Origin of the sequence: Kitasatospora sp. NPDC059599, from assembly GCF_042735125.1 — a bacterium.
In the GTDB taxonomy this organism is placed as follows: domain Bacteria; phylum Actinomycetota; class Actinomycetes; order Streptomycetales; family Streptomycetaceae; genus Kitasatospora.
This window is the reverse complement of record NZ_JBHWCL010000189.1, coordinates 1-17,307: the sequence shown is the minus strand read 5'-3', so window position 1 is coordinate 17,307 and position 17,307 is coordinate 1. Positions and strand designations below refer to the sequence as shown.

General features: G+C 75.1%; 18 protein-coding genes. 9 read left to right on the top strand and 9 right to left on the bottom strand.

All coding sequences use genetic code 11. The features are described from left to right. From ACFV04_RS39295 to ACFV04_RS39280, 4 genes are all read right to left on the bottom strand, one after another. On the bottom strand, positions 1–707 hold a 707-nt coding region (locus tag ACFV04_RS39295; protein ID WP_380535816.1), incomplete at its 3' end, for an SAF domain-containing protein. 64 nt (positions 708–771) lie between these two features. Next, complete coding sequence (locus ACFV04_RS39290) at positions 772–1,662, bottom strand: hypothetical protein (RefSeq protein ID WP_380535814.1); 891 nt, start codon at positions 1,660–1,662, stop codon at positions 772–774. Between the two features lie 50 nt (positions 1,663–1,712). Further along, the gene (locus ACFV04_RS39285) at positions 1,713–2,120 is read right to left on the bottom strand and encodes a hypothetical protein (protein WP_380535812.1); all 408 of its coding nucleotides are present in this window, start codon (positions 2,118–2,120) and stop codon (positions 1,713–1,715) included. A gap of 353 nt (positions 2,121–2,473) precedes the next feature. After that, complete coding sequence (locus ACFV04_RS39280) at positions 2,474–3,325, bottom strand: hypothetical protein (RefSeq protein ID WP_360250097.1); 852 nt, start codon at positions 3,323–3,325, stop codon at positions 2,474–2,476. 246 nt (positions 3,326–3,571) lie between these two features. On the opposite strand from ACFV04_RS39280, the gene ACFV04_RS39275 reads away from it, so the two are divergent. The 5 genes from ACFV04_RS39275 to ACFV04_RS39255 all read left to right on the top strand — a co-directional run bounded on the left by ACFV04_RS39275 (position 3,572) and on the right by ACFV04_RS39255 (position 7,953). Next, entirely contained in the window at positions 3,572–4,015 is a 444-nt protein-coding gene (locus ACFV04_RS39275; RefSeq protein WP_380349022.1) for a pyridoxamine 5'-phosphate oxidase family protein, read from the top strand. A gap of 139 nt (positions 4,016–4,154) precedes the next feature. Continuing rightward, the gene (locus ACFV04_RS39270) at positions 4,155–4,607 is read left to right on the top strand and encodes a MaoC family dehydratase (RefSeq protein WP_360250103.1); all 453 of its coding nucleotides are present in this window, start codon (positions 4,155–4,157) and stop codon (positions 4,605–4,607) included. Between the two features lie 290 nt (positions 4,608–4,897). Further along, complete coding sequence (locus ACFV04_RS39265) at positions 4,898–6,076, top strand: MBL fold metallo-hydrolase (protein ID WP_380535818.1); 1,179 nt, start codon at positions 4,898–4,900, stop codon at positions 6,074–6,076. A 227-nt stretch (positions 6,077–6,303) separates the two neighbouring features. Next, positions 6,304–7,212, top strand: coding sequence for an acyl-CoA thioesterase domain-containing protein (locus ACFV04_RS39260; protein WP_360250106.1), 909 nt, complete (start codon positions 6,304–6,306; stop codon positions 7,210–7,212). A 90-nt stretch (positions 7,213–7,302) separates the two neighbouring features. Continuing rightward, positions 7,303–7,953 carry a TetR/AcrR family transcriptional regulator gene (locus ACFV04_RS39255; protein ID WP_380349019.1) on the top strand — a complete coding sequence of 217 codons (651 nt, stop codon included), beginning with the start codon at positions 7,303–7,305 and terminating at the stop codon, positions 7,951–7,953. Between the two features lie 66 nt (positions 7,954–8,019). Here the strand turns inward: ACFV04_RS39255 and ACFV04_RS39250 are convergent, their stop codons facing one another. Next, a complete protein-coding gene (locus ACFV04_RS39250; RefSeq protein WP_380535809.1) occupies positions 8,020–9,249 on the bottom strand; it encodes a sulfite oxidase in 1,230 nt (409 codons plus the stop codon). 264 nt (positions 9,250–9,513) lie between these two features. Here ACFV04_RS39250 and ACFV04_RS39245 point away from each other — a divergent pair, with 264 nt between their 5' ends. From ACFV04_RS39245 to ACFV04_RS39235, 3 genes are all read left to right on the top strand, one after another. Continuing rightward, positions 9,514–9,648, top strand: coding sequence for a hypothetical protein (locus tag ACFV04_RS39245; protein WP_380349016.1), 135 nt, complete (start codon positions 9,514–9,516; stop codon positions 9,646–9,648). A 119-nt stretch (positions 9,649–9,767) separates the two neighbouring features. After that, positions 9,768–9,947, top strand: a complete 180-nt coding sequence (locus tag ACFV04_RS39240) for a hypothetical protein (RefSeq protein ID WP_360250115.1) — start codon at positions 9,768–9,770, stop codon at positions 9,945–9,947. A 114-nt stretch (positions 9,948–10,061) separates the two neighbouring features. Further along, entirely contained in the window at positions 10,062–10,487 is a 426-nt protein-coding gene (locus ACFV04_RS39235; RefSeq protein WP_380535807.1) for a hypothetical protein, read from the top strand. 71 nt (positions 10,488–10,558) lie between these two features. On the opposite strand, the gene ACFV04_RS39230 is transcribed toward ACFV04_RS39235, so the two are convergent. Continuing rightward, positions 10,559–12,433 carry a DUF2398 family protein gene (locus tag ACFV04_RS39230; protein ID WP_380535805.1) on the bottom strand — a complete coding sequence of 625 codons (1,875 nt, stop codon included), beginning with the start codon at positions 12,431–12,433 and terminating at the stop codon, positions 10,559–10,561. Positions 12,434–12,705: 272 nt separating this feature from the next. On the opposite strand from ACFV04_RS39230, the gene ACFV04_RS39225 reads away from it, so the two are divergent. Beyond that, on the top strand, positions 12,706–13,419 hold the full coding sequence (locus ACFV04_RS39225) for a lysoplasmalogenase (protein WP_380349011.1): 714 nt from the start codon (positions 12,706–12,708) through the stop codon (positions 13,417–13,419). 167 nt (positions 13,420–13,586) lie between these two features. On the opposite strand, the gene ACFV04_RS39220 is transcribed toward ACFV04_RS39225, so the two are convergent. From ACFV04_RS39220 to ggt, 3 genes are all read right to left on the bottom strand, one after another. Next, a complete protein-coding gene (locus ACFV04_RS39220) occupies positions 13,587–14,174 on the bottom strand; it encodes a hypothetical protein (RefSeq protein WP_360250127.1) in 588 nt (195 codons plus the stop codon). Between the two features lie 176 nt (positions 14,175–14,350). Beyond that, positions 14,351–15,154, bottom strand: coding sequence for an exodeoxyribonuclease III (locus ACFV04_RS39215; RefSeq protein WP_360250130.1), 804 nt, complete (start codon positions 15,152–15,154; stop codon positions 14,351–14,353). A gap of 144 nt (positions 15,155–15,298) precedes the next feature. Then, positions 15,299–17,089 (bottom strand): gamma-glutamyltransferase, encoded by a 1,791-nt coding sequence (ggt, locus tag ACFV04_RS39210; RefSeq protein ID WP_380535802.1) that lies wholly within the window; start codon positions 17,087–17,089, stop codon positions 15,299–15,301. Between the last annotated feature and the right edge of the window lie 218 nt (positions 17,090–17,307).

Sequence of the window (17,307 nt, the reverse complement as noted above, 5' to 3'; positions counted from 1 at the left end):
AGCAGCACCTGGATCCGTCCGCTCGCCACCCACTGCGCCAGCCGGGGCCCGTCCGCCGTGCCGACCGCGACGTCGATCACCTGGCTGCCGTCGGTGTCGACCCGGCCGACGGTGATCACCGTCGCGGGCAGCGAGTCGGCCCGGCCGTTGTCGGGCGTGGAGACCACCACCAGCTGCACCCCGGGCTGGAGCCGGCTGGCGGGGAGCTGGCTGCGCTTGGCGGACACCCCGACCACGATCTGGCCGGGCTGCACGGTGAGGCCCTGGGCCAGGTCGCCACTGGTGAGCATGGCGCCGCGCTTGAGGTCGGTGGCGGCCCGCATGCCGATCGCCTTCGTCCGGTCCTGGGCCGACACCGGGTGCAGCGCCGGGTCGCCCGCGATCCGGGCCACCACCAGGTCGTCCTCGGTGATCACCTGACCCCACGGCACGTCCCGGGCGAGGGCCAGCACGGCGACCCGCTGGCCGGTGCTGTTGTAGAGGACGGCCCCGCCCAGCCCGCCGGCCGCGATCAGGGCGACCGCCATCGCCAGCACCGCCGGGCGCCGTCGCCTCGCCCGCATGGTCCGCCCGGGGGCGTGCGGGACCGCGCGCCCCCGGCCCTTGCCCGGGCCGCCGCCCTGCTCCTGCTGCTCCGGGAGCGCCACGGACGCCCCGGCGCCCGCGGGTGTGCCGGATCCCGGCGTCGCGAATGTACGGTTCTCCACCGGGTTCCGCCCTTCCCTCGTTCGTCTCTGGATCGTCAGTGGTCGAATCGCCGTCGTGGCGGGGTCAGTTGAGGACCTGCATCTCGGCGACCTTGAGCGTGAAGTCCGCGGACTGCGGGATGTCGACGTCGAAGGTCTTGGCGTTCGGCCCGGTCACGACGACGTGGCCCTGCCAGTTCGCCGTCACGGTGCCGGCGAAGACCCCGTCCTTCCTGGTGCCCGAGCCGACGGCGAACTCGTACCCGCAGTCCGGGGACTTGGCGGAGCCGTACTTCGGGTCGTACGGCGTCCCGGGCTTGTCGCAGGTCACGCCGACGCCCTTGTCGAAGGTCCAGGTCACGTTCTTCAGCACGGGCGTGACGGTGACCGAGGCGCCGGGCACCGCGAGCGTCTTCGGCTCGGGCGCCTTGACGCCGTCCAGCCAGAGCCAGACCGGCGCCTTGACCACGGCCGTGACCTTGGGCGCGACGCCCGCGGCGGGCTTCGGGAACTTCATCTCGTGGGCGAGGCTGAGGCCGATGGCCGCCAGGTTCAGCACCGGCGGTCCGGCCGGCGCCTGGGACTCGAACACGCTCTGGACGCCGTCCGTGCCGCCGCCGGTCTGCGGGCAGATCTTGGTGTAGATCGTGCCTTCGCTGGACTTGTGCCCGTCCCACTCGGGTGCCCCCTCGGGCGGCTGCGGGTCCTGCACCTTGAAGTAGCAGCCCACGTCGCTGTTGAACCAGCCGCGTTCCGGGTCGTGGCAGGCCCACTCCACCCCGTGGTAGCTGCACACCAGCGGGCCGTCGGAGGAATTGGTGCCGCCGCCGGACTGGGTGGACCCGGGCTTGGGGGTGCTGCCGCCGGTGTGGACGTCCGAACAGATCTTGTCGGGGGCGCACTGCTCGGCGCCCCCGATCGGTGGTTCGTCCGCCGACGCCGTCAGTCCCGAGGACAGCAGCAACCCGGCGGACAACGGTGCGAGGATCGCGAATCGCCGGGCCCGATGACGTCTGTTCCGCTCGTTCAGCATGTCCGGTCCACCTCCCGCTTGAAGTCGTAGATCAGCCAACGTGCTTGGAACCAGCGCAGGGACGCCGTCGCCGGGTAGCGGTTCAACCGCTGGGCCGGGTCCTTCGCGGCCCGCGTGACGGCGTCGACGCGGTGCCAGTCGGACACGTCGACGCAGTCCTCGATCACGGCGGTCTGCGGATCGGCCTGGAGATCAATGGCCTTGACCACCGCGGAATTGCGCGGTGTTCCGATCATCACCAGTTTCGCGTCGTGCAGTTGGCGGAGGCCGACGAGGGTGTCCGACAGTGCGCGCCCGGAGGAGTACGACTCCAGCGTGAATCCGTCCGAATCCGTACGGGCGAAAGCCTCGGTCTGCGCCTGCCACCAGTCCTGATAAGTCTTCAGGGCGAGCCGGCCCATCGCTCCTTCCGGGCCGTCGGTCGGCGCGATGGAGGCGTTTGACGAACCACCCGAAGGAGTTACCGGAGCCGCTCCCGCAACGGTGGGCGCCGTCGTCCCGAGGTGATCGACGGAACCGCCGGAACCACCGCTCGCACAAGCCCCGAGCAGCAACACCAGAACCGCCCCACCGACCCCAACCGCCCCAGGGCGCAACACATTTCCGCGCTGCCGCATCGCCCACCTCGATCGCGACCGACCCGATCCGTGATCCACGGCCGCCAGAAGAATTCCGCTGTCCCGCCGGTCTTTCCGCTGGGGATCGATTCTTCGCCAACCCACCCCATCACGGCAACACCTCAGGCCCCCTGACCTTACGCGGAAGGCGGTTCCGTCGGGGCACTTTCCCGCCACAGAACAGCCAACAGTTCTTCGGAAAGCGACAATCCGGCCAATGCGCCCCGAACCGCGGCCCGATTGCGCATCAACAGGCGCCCGCCGTGCGGCGGAACGAGCAGGCGCGCGCCCGGCGCACCCGAACTACCGGCCGACTCCGCCCCGTCCGTCAGCGCCGCCACGGCGGGCTGGAGGTCCAGCGGTGCGACGGCCGCGGGGGCACCCGGGACGCCCTCCCGCAGGACGGTGGTCAGGGCCCGGCTGAACGAGCCCGCACCGCCCGGCAGTACGGCGTCCCGGCCGCGTCTGCCCGGGGCGTAGCGCCCGATCCGGCCCCACAGCGGGACGCGCGAATAACTCAGCAGTTCGCCCGCGCTGTCCTCGCCGCCGCGTTCCGTCGCCGCCCAGGTGTCCCGGTCGGCCACCGCGTCGACCAGCAGCAGCGCCTCCTCCTGGTCGCCGTGCACCATCGCGCTGACCACCCAGTCCCAGGCCAGGCCCCGGCGGTAGGCGTTGTCGGGGGTGCTGCCGCCGGTGACCAGGGCGAGCCGGCGCCCGCGCGGGTCGGCCACCAGCTGGCCGACCAGACAGACCACCAGCCAGCGTCCGGGGTGCTGGGCGGCGTCCCGGACGGCGGTGAGCATCGCGTTGGCGTCCGCGTCCGGCGGCGCCGTGACGACCCGGCAGCCGGCCACGCCGGTGTCGAAGAACATCCCGGGCAGCACCCCGGCCAGCAGTCCGGCGCCTTCCGGTGCGAGCGCCGCACCGCCGAAGGCCCGGTCGGGCCCGCCGTCCGCCCCGATCACCACCAGATCGACCCCGCCCGCCATCTGTCCCCCCTCCTGGCCGGCCCCGGCGCACCAGGGACCGCCGCCCGCCACTGTGGTCCGCCCGCCGCGCGCTTCGCGGGCGGGCCGCCGTCCGCGTCACCGCCGGCCGCACCGTCCGGGTTCGCGTCACCGTTCCGCCGCCGGGCAGGCTATCGCCCCGGGCGGCCGCCGACGGGGCTCCCGACCCGTCCGCTCAGGGACCATGGGCCCTATCGACGCGTGCGCCGACCGAGGACGATCGGACGCATGGAGCCTGAGGACCGTGTGGAGACCCTGAGCGAGGCCGAGTGCCTGCGACTGCTCAGCACCGTGCCCGTCGGGCGCGTCGTGTACACCGAGCACGCACTGCCGGCCGTGCTGCCGGTCTCCTTCGAGGTCCTGGACGGGCGGTTGGTGCTCGCCGTGCGCCGGGGAAGTGCCACCGCGCGCGGGCTCGACGGCACGGTGGTGGCCTTCCAGGCCGACCTGCTGGACCCGGTCACCCGCACCGGGTGGAGCGTGCTGGTGCACGGACGGGCCGACGTGGTGCGCGACTCCGAGCAGGTGCGGCGGGTGCTGCGCTCCGGCCTGCGACCGTGGGTGGGCGACCCGGAGCCGCTGTTCGTCGCCCTGGTGCCGGAGCTGGTCAGCGGCCGGCGGCTGTTCCCGACCGGGGTGGGCGCCGCGGGACGCGTCGCGCTGCGGCCGTGAGCCCCGCCCTCGCCGGGCCCCGGCGTCCGCCCCGGGCTCCGGCGTCCGCCCCGGGCTCCTGACAGATACCGATGGGTAGGCATACGCTTCCGGCGTCCTGGCCCCTCCCCGGGCCCGTCCCCCCACCAGGAGCGCACCCGTGACGACCTTCGCCTCCCTCGCCGAGCTGACCGCCGCCGTCGGCACCGAACTGGGCACCAGCGAGTGGCACACCATCGAGCAGCGGCAGATCGACCTGTTCGCCGAGGCGACCGGCGACCACCAGTGGATCCACGTCGACCCGGAGCGGGCCAAGGAGAGCCAGTTCGGCTCGACCATCGCGCACGGCTACCTGACCCAGTCGATGATCCCGGTGCTCGCGAAGGAGTGCTACGCCGTCGAGGGCGTGCGGATGGCGCTGAACTACGGCTCGGAGAAGGTCCGCTTCCCGGCTCCGGTGCCGGTCGGCACGGCGATCCGGGCCACCGCCGAGCTGGTCTCGGCCACCGAGGTGCCCGGCGGCGTCCAGGCGGTGGTGCGCTTCACCATCACGAGCGGGCAGAGCGCCAAGCCGCACTGCGTCGCGGAGACGATCACCCGCTTCTACGCCTGACCGGGAAGGGCCCGGGTACGCCGATTGGACCGTGCCGGGCCCTCCACCAGGTCCGGACGGCCCACGGCGAGTAACCTCCGACGAGATGGTTGTCGCATCGCAGTGACCCCGGCCGCGCGCAGTGACCTCGGACGTCGCCGCGGTGCGCGCCCCGGGCATGCCCGGTAGCCGTGACCGTCCTTGGAGGAGCCGTGCCCCGCCCCGCCCCGTGGTTCTCCCGCCTCGCCGGTCTGGCCTCGCAGCTCGCCCCGCCGTCCGCCGGCCCCGCCGCCGACCGTGCCGTCCCCGGCCTGGCCGGGCTGCCCCGGGCCGCCTGGCACCGGGTCCGGACCGACGCCTTCGGCGCCGACCCCCGGGGCGAGCGGCTGGCGCGGATCCGCCGCTCCCCGCAGTTCGCCGACGGCGCCTTCCGCAACCCGGTGCCGACCCGCCGGCTGGTGTACGAGCGCAGCCCGCTGGAGATCACCCGCGCCCAGCTGACCGGGGACAAGACCCGCCGGTTCCCGGCCGCCGCCGTCCCGGTGCACCGTTTGCTCCCGGACGACCTGGCCGCACCGCCCGCGTCCGGGCTGCGGTTGACCTGGCTGGGCCACGCCACCGCGCTCGCCGAGATCGGCGGGCGGCGCGTACTGATCGACCCGGTCTGGGGCGAGCGCTGCTCCCCGTTCGCCTGGACCGGCCCCAAGCGGCTGCACCCGGTACCGCTGCCGCTGTCCGAACTCGGCCCGGTGGACGTCGTCGTGGTCTCCCACGACCACTACGACCACCTGGACATGGCCACCGTCCGGGCGCTGATCGGGACGGAGGCGGTGTTCGCCGTACCGCTCGGGGTCGGGGCCCACCTGGAGCACTGGGGCGTGCCGGCCGGACGGATCGTCGAGCTGGACTGGTGGGAGTCGGCCGAGGTCGCCGGGCTGACCCTGACCGCCACGCCCGCCCGCCACTACTGCAGCCGCGGCCCGCGGACCAGCTCGCTGTTCCTGTGGGCCTCCTGGGTGGTGTCCGGCGGCGGGCACCGGATCTTCCACAGCGGGGACACCGGCTACTTCCCCGGCTTCGCCGAGATCGGCCGCCGACTCGGCCCGTTCGACGCGACGATGATGCAGGTCGGCGCGTACAGCGACTTCTGGCCCGAGGTGCACATGACGCCCGAGGAGGGCGTCCGGGCGCACCTGGACCTGGGCGGTGCGCTGCTGCTGCCGATCCACTGGTGCACCTTCAACCTCGCGCTGCACCCCTGGGACGAACCCGCCGAACGGGTGGTCACCGCCGCCCGGACGCTCGGCGCCCGCCTCGCGGTGCCCAGGCCCGGCAAGCCCTTCGAGCCCGCCGACCCGCCCGCCCTGCGCCTCTGGTGGCGCGCCGTCGCCCGCGCCGGCGTCGAGCCGCCGGCCGGGACGCGGCAGCCCGCGGCCGGGGCGGCTCGGGAGCCGGCCGAGGTCCGCGAGGAGGTGACGGAGTTCAGCTGACGGCCTGCGGACGACGAGGCGCAGCCGTCCGAGCGCGCCCGTCGCCGTGCGGCCGCCGGGTCGGAACTCCCCGGGACGCTCCCCCCGGGGCCCCCGGGGCTCCTCGGGGCTCCTCGGGGCTCCTCGGGGACATCGCGGGACTGAAACGTGTTCTACGAAGCGGCCCACCCCCGGAAGCGTTACCCACGTCACACCGCGACACGGTTGGCTTCTGCCACTATGACCTCGTGACCGACCTGACCGAACCGCCCGTCCTGGCCGCCCGGGACGCCCGCCCCGCCTCACCGTTCGCCGAGCTGCTGCAGCTGGAGCAGCTGGACGAGAACACGTTTCGGGGCTACTGCCACGCCGGCGCCCCGATGCGCGCCTTCGGCGGCCACGTCGCCGCGCAGGCGCTCGTCGCCGCCGGGCGCACCTGCGAGGACCGGCGCCCGGTGCACTCGCTGCACGGCTACTTCCTGCTGCCGGGCTCCCCGGCCCGGCCCATCGACTACGTGGTCGAGCGGGTGCGCGAGGGCGTCTCGTACACCACCCGCCGGGTGACGGCGGTGCAGAAGCGGAACGAGATCTTCTCGCTCTCCGTCTCCCTCAAGCACCCCGAGCCCGGCCCCGACCGCCACCGCGAGGTGCCGCCGCTGCCCGCCCCGGAGTCCCTGCCGGACTCCGTCGCCGACGCACCGGAGGAGGTCCGCAGGATGGTCGCCGCCAGCGGCGGCTTCCGCGACCTCGACGTGCGCTTCGTGCCGCCGCACTCCCCCGGCCTCCCGCCGGCCGTCCCCGGCCTGCTCCAGCAGTTCGTCTGGATGCGCACCGCCTCCCCGCTGCCGGACGGCGACCCGCTGCTGCACGCCGCCGCGCTCGCCTACCTGTCCGACCTCACCCTGGCCTCCACCGCCGGGCTGGACGAGCAGCCGAACTTCTTCCAGCGCACCGAGCCGCCCACCCTGCTGATGGCCTCGCTGGACCACGCGATGTGGTTCCACCGCCCGTTCCGGGCCGACGAGTGGCTGCTGTTCGCCCAGCGCAGCCCGTCCTCCTCGGACGGGCGGGGCCTGGCACTCGGCGAGTTCTACGACCGGGACGGCCGCCTGGTCGCCTCGGCCGTCCAGGAGGCGCTGATCCGACGGCAGGGGTAGCCCTTCCGCACCCCGGTGACCCACGGGCGAACGCAAGGGGGCCGGTCGGCGTCATACTCCTGAGCGGCCCCGGCCCGTATCATGGTGCGGGTGACCAAGGTTGACCTGTCACCACGGCCGGTGGAGGCGATGTCTCCGCGTCAGCTCGAACGCCGCGAAAGCCTGATCGCGGCCGCGCTCGCCCTGGTGAACGAGATCGGCGTCGAGCGGCTGCAGATGAAGCAGGTCTGCGAGCGGTCCGGAGTCGCCCTGGGGACGGCGTACCGCTACTTCTCCTCCAAGGACCACCTCCTGGCGGCGGCGATCGCCGAGTGGCACCGCCTGCTGCTGACCGACCTGGTGGCCGAGCTGCGCGGGCCCCGGGCCGGGCTGGGCGACACCGACCGGGCGGTCCGGTTCGTCCGGGGCGGGATGCGGGCCTACCAGCGGCAGCCGGAACTCGCCCGGCTACGGGTGTCCGTGGCCGCCTCCACCGACCCGTTCGCCAGCGAGGCGCTCCAGGGCATGGCCCGGGCCGACAGCACCGCCCTGCAGGCGGTGACGGCCGAGGTGCCGGCCGCGTCCAGCGACCTGGTGCGGCACATCGTCGCCCACGCCTGGCAGGGCGAGCTGACCGCCTGGGTGACCGGCCGCACCACCCTCGGGGACGCCAGACGGCGGCTGGAGGACGTGGTGCGGCTGGTGCTGACCCCGTACGAGACCCGGTACCCGGCCCCGTACGAGGTCCAGCCCGCCGGCTGAACCCGGGCGGATCCGGGCCGGCGGCCGACCCTCAGGCGGGTCCGGACCGCCGGCCCCGGGGCCGCGTCAGACCACCGTCACCGGGTGGGCCACCACCGCGCCGAACAGGTAGCCCTCCCGGTTGAACACCGCCCGCTCGGGCTGGCCGTTGCCCCGGCGGTCCGTCGCGCGGGCGCGCAGCTCGTACCGGCCGGGCCGCTCGGGACGCCAGTCGATGCTCCAGCGCGCCCAGTCGTCGGCGTGCGAACCGCCCTGCAGCGCGGCGCGCCGCCAGGTCCGGCCGCCGTCGGTGCTCACCTCGACCCGGCGCACCGCCGCCTCGCCGGACCACGAGCGCCCGTGCAACCGATGGCCGCGGCCCGCCTCCAGCACCGCGCCCGGGGCGAGTTCGAAAGCGCTCCGGACCACCTGCGTCGTGAGCGGCTCGCCACCGCCGGGCGGGTACCCGGGGCCGAACATCCGGTAGAAGTCGGTGTTCCACGGCGAGTGGAGCGGATGGTCGGCGACCTCGATGCTGCCGACCCACTTGATCGAGGCGATCCCCACCCAGCCGGGCACCACCAGCCGCAGCGGCGCACCGTGATCCGGGGTCAGCGGCTCGCCGTTCATCTCGTACGCGAGCAGCGCGTCGTCCAGCGCCTTGGCGACGGGCAGCGGGCGGCGCACCGGGCCGTGGTTGACGCCGTCGACCACGTAGTCCGCGTCGAGGCCCGTCGGCAGCACGTCGACCGCCTCCCCGGTCAGCCCGGCCGCCCGCAGCACCTCCGCCAGCCGGACGCCGCACCAGGCCGCCGAGCCGATCCCGCCGAGCGTCCACGGCGTGCCCGGAACGCGGTCGCCCTGCTGACGCCGGAAGTAGTCACGGCCGTTCCCGGCACATTCGATCACGGCGCTGATCCGGGTCTCCGACAGCGCCCGCAGGCCCGCCAGGTCGAACTCCACCGGCCGGTCGGCCGTCGGGGCACCGCGCAGGCCGCTGCCGAACAGCCGCAGCCGCCAGGCCTCGGGGTCGATCAGCGGGGTGCCGGTGTGGTTGCGGACGAAGAACCGCTCCACCGGCACGTGCCGGCCGACGGCGGCCGAGCCGTCGGCCTCGCGCAGGGCGTCCCAGCGCATCTCGGCGTTGGTGCCGTGCGGGACGAACCACTCGGCGGGCAGCGGCTTGACGATCCCGGACGGGGCGTCGGCGGGCCCGGCGCGGTCGGACAGGGCAGCGGTGGACGCGGCAGCGGCAGCGGCAGCGGCGGGCACGACAGCGGCGGACTCGACGCTTCCGGACGCGGCGTTTCCGGACATGGAGCCTGGCACCTCCTCGGCGGCCACCCGGCCCGGGGCAACACCGGCGCGGCCGACGCGGGCACGGCGAGCGCCCCGGCGGCGGAGGGCGTTCGTACGGTGTCCGAACCGCACTCCGTGGTCTCAGCGTAGGCGCTCCGACGCGCTACGTGACCACGGCGGCGGCGATCGGGCCGCGCCCGGCGCCCCGTGCGTCACCGGCGCCCCACCCGACACCTCCCCGGCGAGCCCTCCCGCCACCCGCGGAACCGACCGTTCGTCGCCGTGACGCTGTTGCGCGTCCACCCGGTCGAGGAACTCCGCGCGGACCCGGACGCCGGCCCCTCCCGGCTCCACCCCCGGCACGGCCTGCGGGACGCCGTCCGGGTCGCCGTCGGCGACCGGAGCCCACAGCGCTGACCAGGGCGTACGCCCCGCTCGCCGGGGGTGGGGCGTACGCGGCCAACCGACGCCCAACCCCCGTCCGGACTTCACCCGCGCGTACCGACCGTTCACGCCGCCCTGGAAACCTCCCTGTCATGAACGCCAGCCCTCAGGCGCCCTACCAGGAACCGCGCTTCCCGATGCCCCGGCGGCACCGCCGCCTCCTCGCCTGCACCGCCGTCCTCGCCTCCATCGCCCTCGGCACCCTGGGCGTCGGCGCCACCGTGGAGACCGTCGAACACGGCCCCCTCGCGAGCGCCACTGCCAGCAAGTAACCGCACCCACCCACCGGCACCGCCGCCCCGCAGCCCGGGCGCGGTGCTTCTGCGTTCCCGGCCCGCCGGGGCCGTGCCATGCTGGGCCGCAACGTTCCGTTCGGGGGAGGACAGATGGTCGAGGGCGGGCACTCGGGGAGCGGCGGACCGACGGACGGGCGACCGCCCCGGCCCGGGTTCGGCACGGCGTGGCGGGGTTACGACCGCAACCAGGTCGACGAGCACTTCGCTCTCCCGCCGCAGCGACGCCCCGACCGCCCCGGCTTCGACGTCGTACGCCGCGGCTACGACCGCGAGCAGGTCGACGAAGCCATCCGGCACTCCCGCAGATCCGTCCCTGCGGCCGCCGACGCCGGACCACCCCCGGCCGGACCGGCACGAACCGGATTCGACCTGGTCCGACGGGGCTACGACCGCAACCAGGTCGACGAGTACCTCGCTCTCCCGCCGCAGCGACGCCCCGACCGCCCCGGCTTCGACGTCGTACGCCGCGGCTACGACCGCGACCAGGTCGACGAAGCCATCCGGCACGCCCGCTGACCCGGCTCGCTCCCACCCGGCCCGTCGCGACGCACCTCCCGGACGCACGGCCCCCGGTGGGGGCGGGGGCGCTACGCCCGCTGCCCGGTGCGGGGCCCCGGCGGGGACGGGACGAGGGGGGCCGGGCGGGAGTGGCGCCCGCTGCCCGGCGCGGGCTGGAGGTCGGGGGCCGGGGCGAAGCGGGCCGCCGGGGGGCGGAGGTGCCAGGTCGGGGGGCGCTTGGGCTGGGGGGTCGGGGTGATCAGGCCGAGGCGGTGGAGCAGGTCCAGGGAGTCCCGGCGCAGCGCGGTGCGGTCGGAGAGGTAGCGCGCCGGGAGACCGTACTCGTCGGCGATGTCACCGAGGACGCCGTCTATCAGCGCGTCCGCGATCGGGACGTCGCCGTCGACGGGCTCTCCGGGCAGCGGGCGGACCTCCTCGACCAGGCGCTCGACCAGCAGCAGGGCGGCCTGGGCGAGGGTGCCGGCACCGGGCAGCGCGAGGTCGGTGAGTTCGGCGGCCGGGTCGAGCAGGGCGACGCCCTCGGCCCGCAGTTCGGCCTCCAGGCCGAGGAACTCGGCGAGCGCGGCCGGGCCGCTGAGCCGGTGCTCGTGCAGCCAGGCGCGGCGGTCCTCGGGGAGGTCGGCGACGAGGACGGCGGGCGTCTCGGCGAGGAGGCGGCGCACGGCGGTGGCGGGTTCGGCCTCGGCGGCGCGGCGGATGAGGTCGGCGGCGTCGTCGGCCAGGGCGGGCGGGCCGGCCGGGACGGCACGGGCGAGTTCGCGGTCCACGGTCAGGACACGGGTGTCGTCGGCGGGGTCGGCCGACGGGTCGCCGAGCACCTGCCACCCGGCCAGCGTGGCCAGCGCCATGTCGAGGTCGGCCGGGTCGGCGGCCGGCTCGGGCACGGCGGCGCGCATCGCGTCGAGCAGCCGCCGGTACTCCAGTTGCTCGGGTGCGTCGACCAACAGCGCCAGGGCGAGCGCGAGTTGGGCGTAGCCGCCGGGGGTGAACGGAGCGCCGGTGGCGGGGTGTTCGAGGCGGCGGCCGGCGCCGGGGCCGAGGCCGGCCTTGCAGAGCCGGGCGTGCCAGGGCCCGACCTCCAGGCGGTAGCCGAGCAGGGTGTCGAAGCGCTCGGCGAGCCAGTCGCGGTGACGCCGGATCAGCGGGAAGCCGTCGGCGTGCGGGCCGGAAGCGGTGACCAGCGGGTGGGCGAGCAGCAGCCGGGCGGCGATCCGGCGCTCGGCGGCGGGAAGCTCCGCCACGGGCAGCTCGACGGCGGACGACTCGACGGCGGACGACTCGACGGCGGACGACTCGGTGGCGGACGACTCGACTGTGGGAGATCCCTCACCGGAACGATCCCGCGCGACCGGGGCCGACGGCGGGCGGACGGTGGCCGCCGCCTCCGGCGTCGCCCGGTTGCGCTCGGGCTTGCGGTGCCTGCCGGGCCCGCCCGGCTTGGCGCCTGACCGGACGACGGGCAGTGCGGCGGAGTCGCGCCGGGCTCGGCGCAGGCCGCTCTCGCCGCGGGCCTCGCGGGTGCGGGCGGACGCGAGGCCGTGGGCGGTGGGGCCGTGCCACCAGCTGACGTCGGGGTCGGCGGGCTCGGCGGGCGCGCCGAGGTGGCGGGCGGGGTAGAGGCCGAAGGAGGCGGCGCAGAGGTCGTCGGCGGTGCCGGGGGTGGCGGCCGCGAACCAGTGCGCCAGCCGCAGCAGGCCGGGGTCGGGCGAGAGGGCACCGCCGTCGTGGACGGCGTCGTGGACGGCGTCGGCGCTCCGTGCGTCGTCGCCGTCCGCGGGGGTGGTCCCCGGTACCGCGCCGGTGGGGTCCGCGGCTTCGGCCCGCACGGCTGCGCGTACGGCGAGGACGGCGTCGGCGGTTCCCCGGCCTGCCCCGCCCGCCCGCCCGTCCGGCCTGCCGGCGGCCACCCGGGTGGCGCCGACCGCGTACTCCTGCTGATCCATGTCGGGGTCCAGAGTAGACGGTGCCCGGGTCACCCGGTGGCACCAACCGCCCTCCTGAGGAAGTCTCCGCAAGAGCCCTCGAACCGGCCGCCTGCCCTCCGCTCCTCCGCCGCCCCGCTCCCCGCGCTCCCACGGCCCGGTTTCCGGCCGTCCCGTCATCCGCCCGGCCCCGTCCGGGTTACGCACCGGTAACCCGCCCTTCCGTCGTATCACCGGCTCCCTTAGGGTCGATCCGGATCCCCCACCGCCCGACCGTCGGAGGCCGCGCCAGCATGAGCATTCGTACGACCACCCGTGCCGTCCTCGGCGCGCGCCTGCGTTCGGCCACCGGCCTGCTGGGCGGCTTCGCGGCCACCTCGGCCACGCACCTCGGCGCGATCCTGTCCGGCGCGTCGGTGCTGCAGAACGCCACCAAGCCGGCGCTGATGCCCCTGCTGGCCGGACACAGCGTGACCGCGGCCAGGACCGCCGGGCGGGAGGCGCCGGAGCTGCTGGCGCCGGCGCTGCTGCTGAGCGCGGGCGGGGACGTGCTGCTCCAGCTGAAGAACGACCCCGCGTTCCTCGCCGGCATGGGGTCCTTCGCGGCCGCGCACGTCTGCTACGTGACGATGTTCGTCCGGCGCGGCGCGCTCACCGATCGCCGCCGGGCCCTGCTGGTCGCGGCCGCGTACGCGACGGCCTGGGTGACCCTGGTGGGTCAGCTCTGGCCGGACCTCGGGGACCTGCGGGTCCCGGTGGCCGGCTACAGCCTGCTGCTCACCTCGACGGCCGTGACCTCGGCCGGGCTGGGCTGGCGGACCGGGCTGGGCGGGGCGCTGTTCCTGCTCTCCGACACGCTGATCGCCACCAAGCTGGCCAAGTGGCGGGAGCTGCCGGGGCATCAGTTCTGGATCATGGCGACCTACGTGCTGGCCCAGTACCTGCTGGCGAGCGGGATCCTCGCGCACGAGGACGACCGCGCGCACCCGGAGCCCGCGACCGCCTGACGGGGCGCCGGTCCCGGTCCGGAACCGCCCGGCGGAACACCGGCCCGGACACCAGCACGGACACCGGCCGGAGCACCGACCGGGACGCCTTCCGCAACGCCTGTCACAACACCGCACCGCCGGTCCCGTCGGGGCCGGCAGTGCGGGGCACGGAGGGGCGGGGGCCGTCAGGCACCGCGCCGACGGATCAGCCAGAAGCCGCCGACACCTCCCGCGACCAGGGCGAGGCCGCCGGCCAGCTCCGCCGGGTCCGACGCGACCGAGCCGCCGAGGCCGGTCTGCACGGCGCCGTGCGGGGCGACCTGCTGGCTGCCGGCACCGGACTGCCCGAGCGATCCGGCCCACTCCCCCGCTGCCTTGCCCCAGTCGCCGAGGCTGGTCTCGGGGCCGGCAGCGGCGACGGTGCTGACCGTCACGGTCGTCGAGAAGGCGCCACCGTCCGGGCAGGTGCCGTCGACCTTGCTGTCCCCGGAGTGCTGGGAGGCGAGCCGGGCGGAGCCGGTGTGCTTCCCGTCGGCGCCGAGGGTGAGGGTCGCCGGGCCGCCCTCGAAGGCGGCGGAGCGGGCGGTGATGGTCTTGGCGTCGGGCTTGTCCGACTTCTCGCAGGAGACGGTGACCGTCACGGTCTGGCCCGGTGCGGCCTGGGACGGGCTGACCGAGGCCGCACCGTCCCTGGCGTGGGCGAGGGGGGCCGTCAGGCCGGTCAGCGCCGTCGCGCCGATCAGGGCGGCGGCGGCCGTACGCATGGGGCGCATGCCGGAACCTCCGGGATTCTCGGACGCAGCCGGGGACACCCATGTCCACGTGGTCGATCAACTGCACCCGGTCACTCACCGACGGTAGGCACGCGCCCCGCGCTCAGCCAGCGCTCAGGACCGTTCGGGTTACGGCCCGTCACCCGGGGTCACGGCGGGCGCGACCCCGGAGCGGCTCACAGGTCGAGGTCCACCACGACCGGCGCATGGTCCGAGGTGCCCTTGCCCTTGCGGGCCTCGCGGTCGACGTAGCTGTCGGTGACGGCGTCGGCGAAGGCCTTGTTGGCGTAGGTGAGGTCGATCCGCATGCCCCGGTTCTTGGGGAACGCCAGCTGGCGGTAGTCCCAGTAGGTGTAGGGGCGGTCGTACTTCAGCGGGCGCGGCACCACGTCCTGCAGGCCGATCCCGCCGAGGGCCTCCAGTGCGGCGCGCTCGGCCGGGGTGACGTGGGTGAGGCCCTCGAACGCGGCGACGTCGAAGACGTCCTCGTCGGCCGGGGCGATGTTGAAGTCCCCGAGGACGGCGAACGGGCGGGAGCCGGCGGCGTCCTCGACGGAGGCCTTGCGCAGCGCCTCCAGCCACTCCAGCTTGTAGTGGTAGTGCGCGTGGCCGACCTCGCGGCCGTTGGGCACGTAGACCGACCAGACCCGGACCGGACCGCAGGTGGCGGCGATGGCGCGCGGCTCGACGTCGGGCAGCAGGGCGCCGTCGGCGAGGTACCCGGGCTGGCCGGGGAGGTCCCGCACGACGTCCTCCAGGCCGATCCGGGAGACGACGGCGACGCCGTTCCACCGGCCGGTGCCGTGCGCGGCCGTCTCGTAGCCGAGCTCGCGGACCTCGTCGTACGGAAAGGCGTCGGCCGCGCACTTGAGCTCCTGGAGGCAGAGCACGTCGGGCTTGGCGCTCTCCAGCCACTCCAGGAGCTTGGGCAGCCGCGCGGTGACGGAGTTGATGTTCCAGGTGGCGATGCGGACGGTCACGGCGGGCGGCCTTCCCGGTGGTTCGGTACGGACGGGGTGGGCCGCCCTCGCGAGGGAGGCCCACCCCGAACATACCGCCCGCCACTGACGATCCGGTCGGCCCGGACGGCCCGCCCGTCCGAACCGGTCGGCCCGCGGGCCCGGTCAGCGCGCGGGCCGGACCACCGCCGCCGAGCCGCCACCGCGCCGCACCGGTTCGGCGGCGGCCACCCAGCGGCCGTCCGGCAGCCGTTCCACGCCCGTGGCGGCCCCGATCTCGGCCACGGCCGTGAAGGCGTGCCCCAGCGCCTCCAGCTCCGCCCGCTCGGGCAGCGCCAGGAAGGCGGGCTCGGCCTGGGTCGCGGCGGTGTTGCGCTGGCTGGCGCGGGGCGCGGCGATGGCCTGCTCCAGGCTCAGGCCGCGGTCCAGCCGTCCGAGCAGCACCTGCAGGGTGGTGGTGATGATGGTCGCGCCGCCGGGGCTGCCGGTGGCGAGGAAGGGCTCGCCGTCGCGCAGCACGACGGTCGGCGACATCGAGGAGCGCGGCCGCTTGCCCGGGCCCGGCAGGTTGGGGTCGGGGACGCCGGGGGCGAGCGGGGTGAAGTCGAAGTCGGTCAGTTCGTTGTTGAGCAGGAAGCCCCGGCCGGGGACGGTGATGCCGCTGCCGCCGGTCTGCTCGATGGTGAGCGTGTAGGAGACGACGTTGCCCCAGCGGTCGGCGACCGTCAGGTGGGTGGTGTTGGGGCCCTCGTACGGCTCGGGGACGGCCTGGCCGGTGTCGGCGCAGTCGGCCGGGTGGCGGGGGTCGCCGGGGGCGAGCGGGCTGGTGAGCGCGTGGTCGGGGCTGATCAGGCAGGCCCGGGAGGCGGCGTAGCGCTCGGAGAGCAGCTGCCGGGTGGGGACGTCGACGGAGGCCGGGTCGCCGACCCAGCGGTTGCGGTCGGCGAAGGAGATCCGGGAGGCCTCCAGGAAGTGGTGGTAGTACTGCGTGCCGCTGTAGGCGGAGACGTCGCCGCCGTCCTCCAGGATGTCGAGCGCCTCGCCGACGGTGGTGCCGCCGGAGCTGGAGGGGGCCATCGAGTAGACGTCGTAGGCGCCGTGGGTGACGTGGGTGGGCGCCTGGTCGCGGACCCGGTAGGCGGCGAGGTCGGCGGTGTCGATCCTGCCGGGGCGGGCGGTGCGGCCGGAGGCCGGGTCGACCGGCGGGTGCTGCAGGGTGTTGACCACGTCCTCGGCCAACTGCCCCCGGTAGAAGGCCTTCACGCCGTCCTTGGCGAGCAGCCGGTAGGTGGCGGCGAGGTCCGGGTTGCGCAGGACGCTGCCGACCTCGGGGGGCTTGCCGCCGGGCAGGTAGAGCTTGGCGGTGGCCGGGAAGTCCTTGAACCTGGCCTGGTTGTCGGCGGTCTGGCCGCGGAAGGTCTCGTCGACGACGAAGCCCTGGTCGGCGATCCGTTCGGCGGGTTCGAGGGCCTGGGCGAGCGAGCGGGTGCCCCACTGGCGCAGTGCGGCGTCCCAGGTGGCCGGGGTGCCGGGGACGCCGACGGACAGGCCGCTGGTGACGGCGTCGGCGAAGGGGAGCGGCCGGCCGTCCTCCAGGAACAGCCCGGCGTCGGCGGTGCGGCCGGCGGTCTCGCGGCCGTCGATGGTGTGCACCCGGCCGGTGGCGTGGTCGTAGTAGACGAAGTACCCGCCGCCGCCGATGCCGGAGGAGTAGGGCTCGGTGACCCCGAGGGCGGCCGCGGCGGCGACCGCCGCGTCCACCGCGTTGCCGCCCTTGCGCAGCACCTCGATCCCGGCGGCGGTGGCGTCGGCGTCGACGGTGGCCACCGCTCCGCCCCGGCCCACCGCCTCGGGGGCCTTGGGTGGCGGGGCCGCGGCCCCGGCCGGCAGTGCGGTGGACCAGACCAGCGCGGTGGTGAGCAGCAGTGGTGGTGCCAGGCGGGTCAGCGCCCTCATCCGAGTCCTCCTGAGTCGACGTCAACTCAGTTGTTCCACAGGCGGGATGATCCGACAACCACACCGTGCTACTACCGGCGGGTAGTTGACAGGGCGGACACCGAACGGGGCGGGCGGCCGACGGCCCCCCCCCCCCTGATACCCCAGGGGCTTATAAACAACATACGCGGCCCACCACGTAGGTGGTGTAGTTATGCGTGGTGGCCGGATCAATAAAA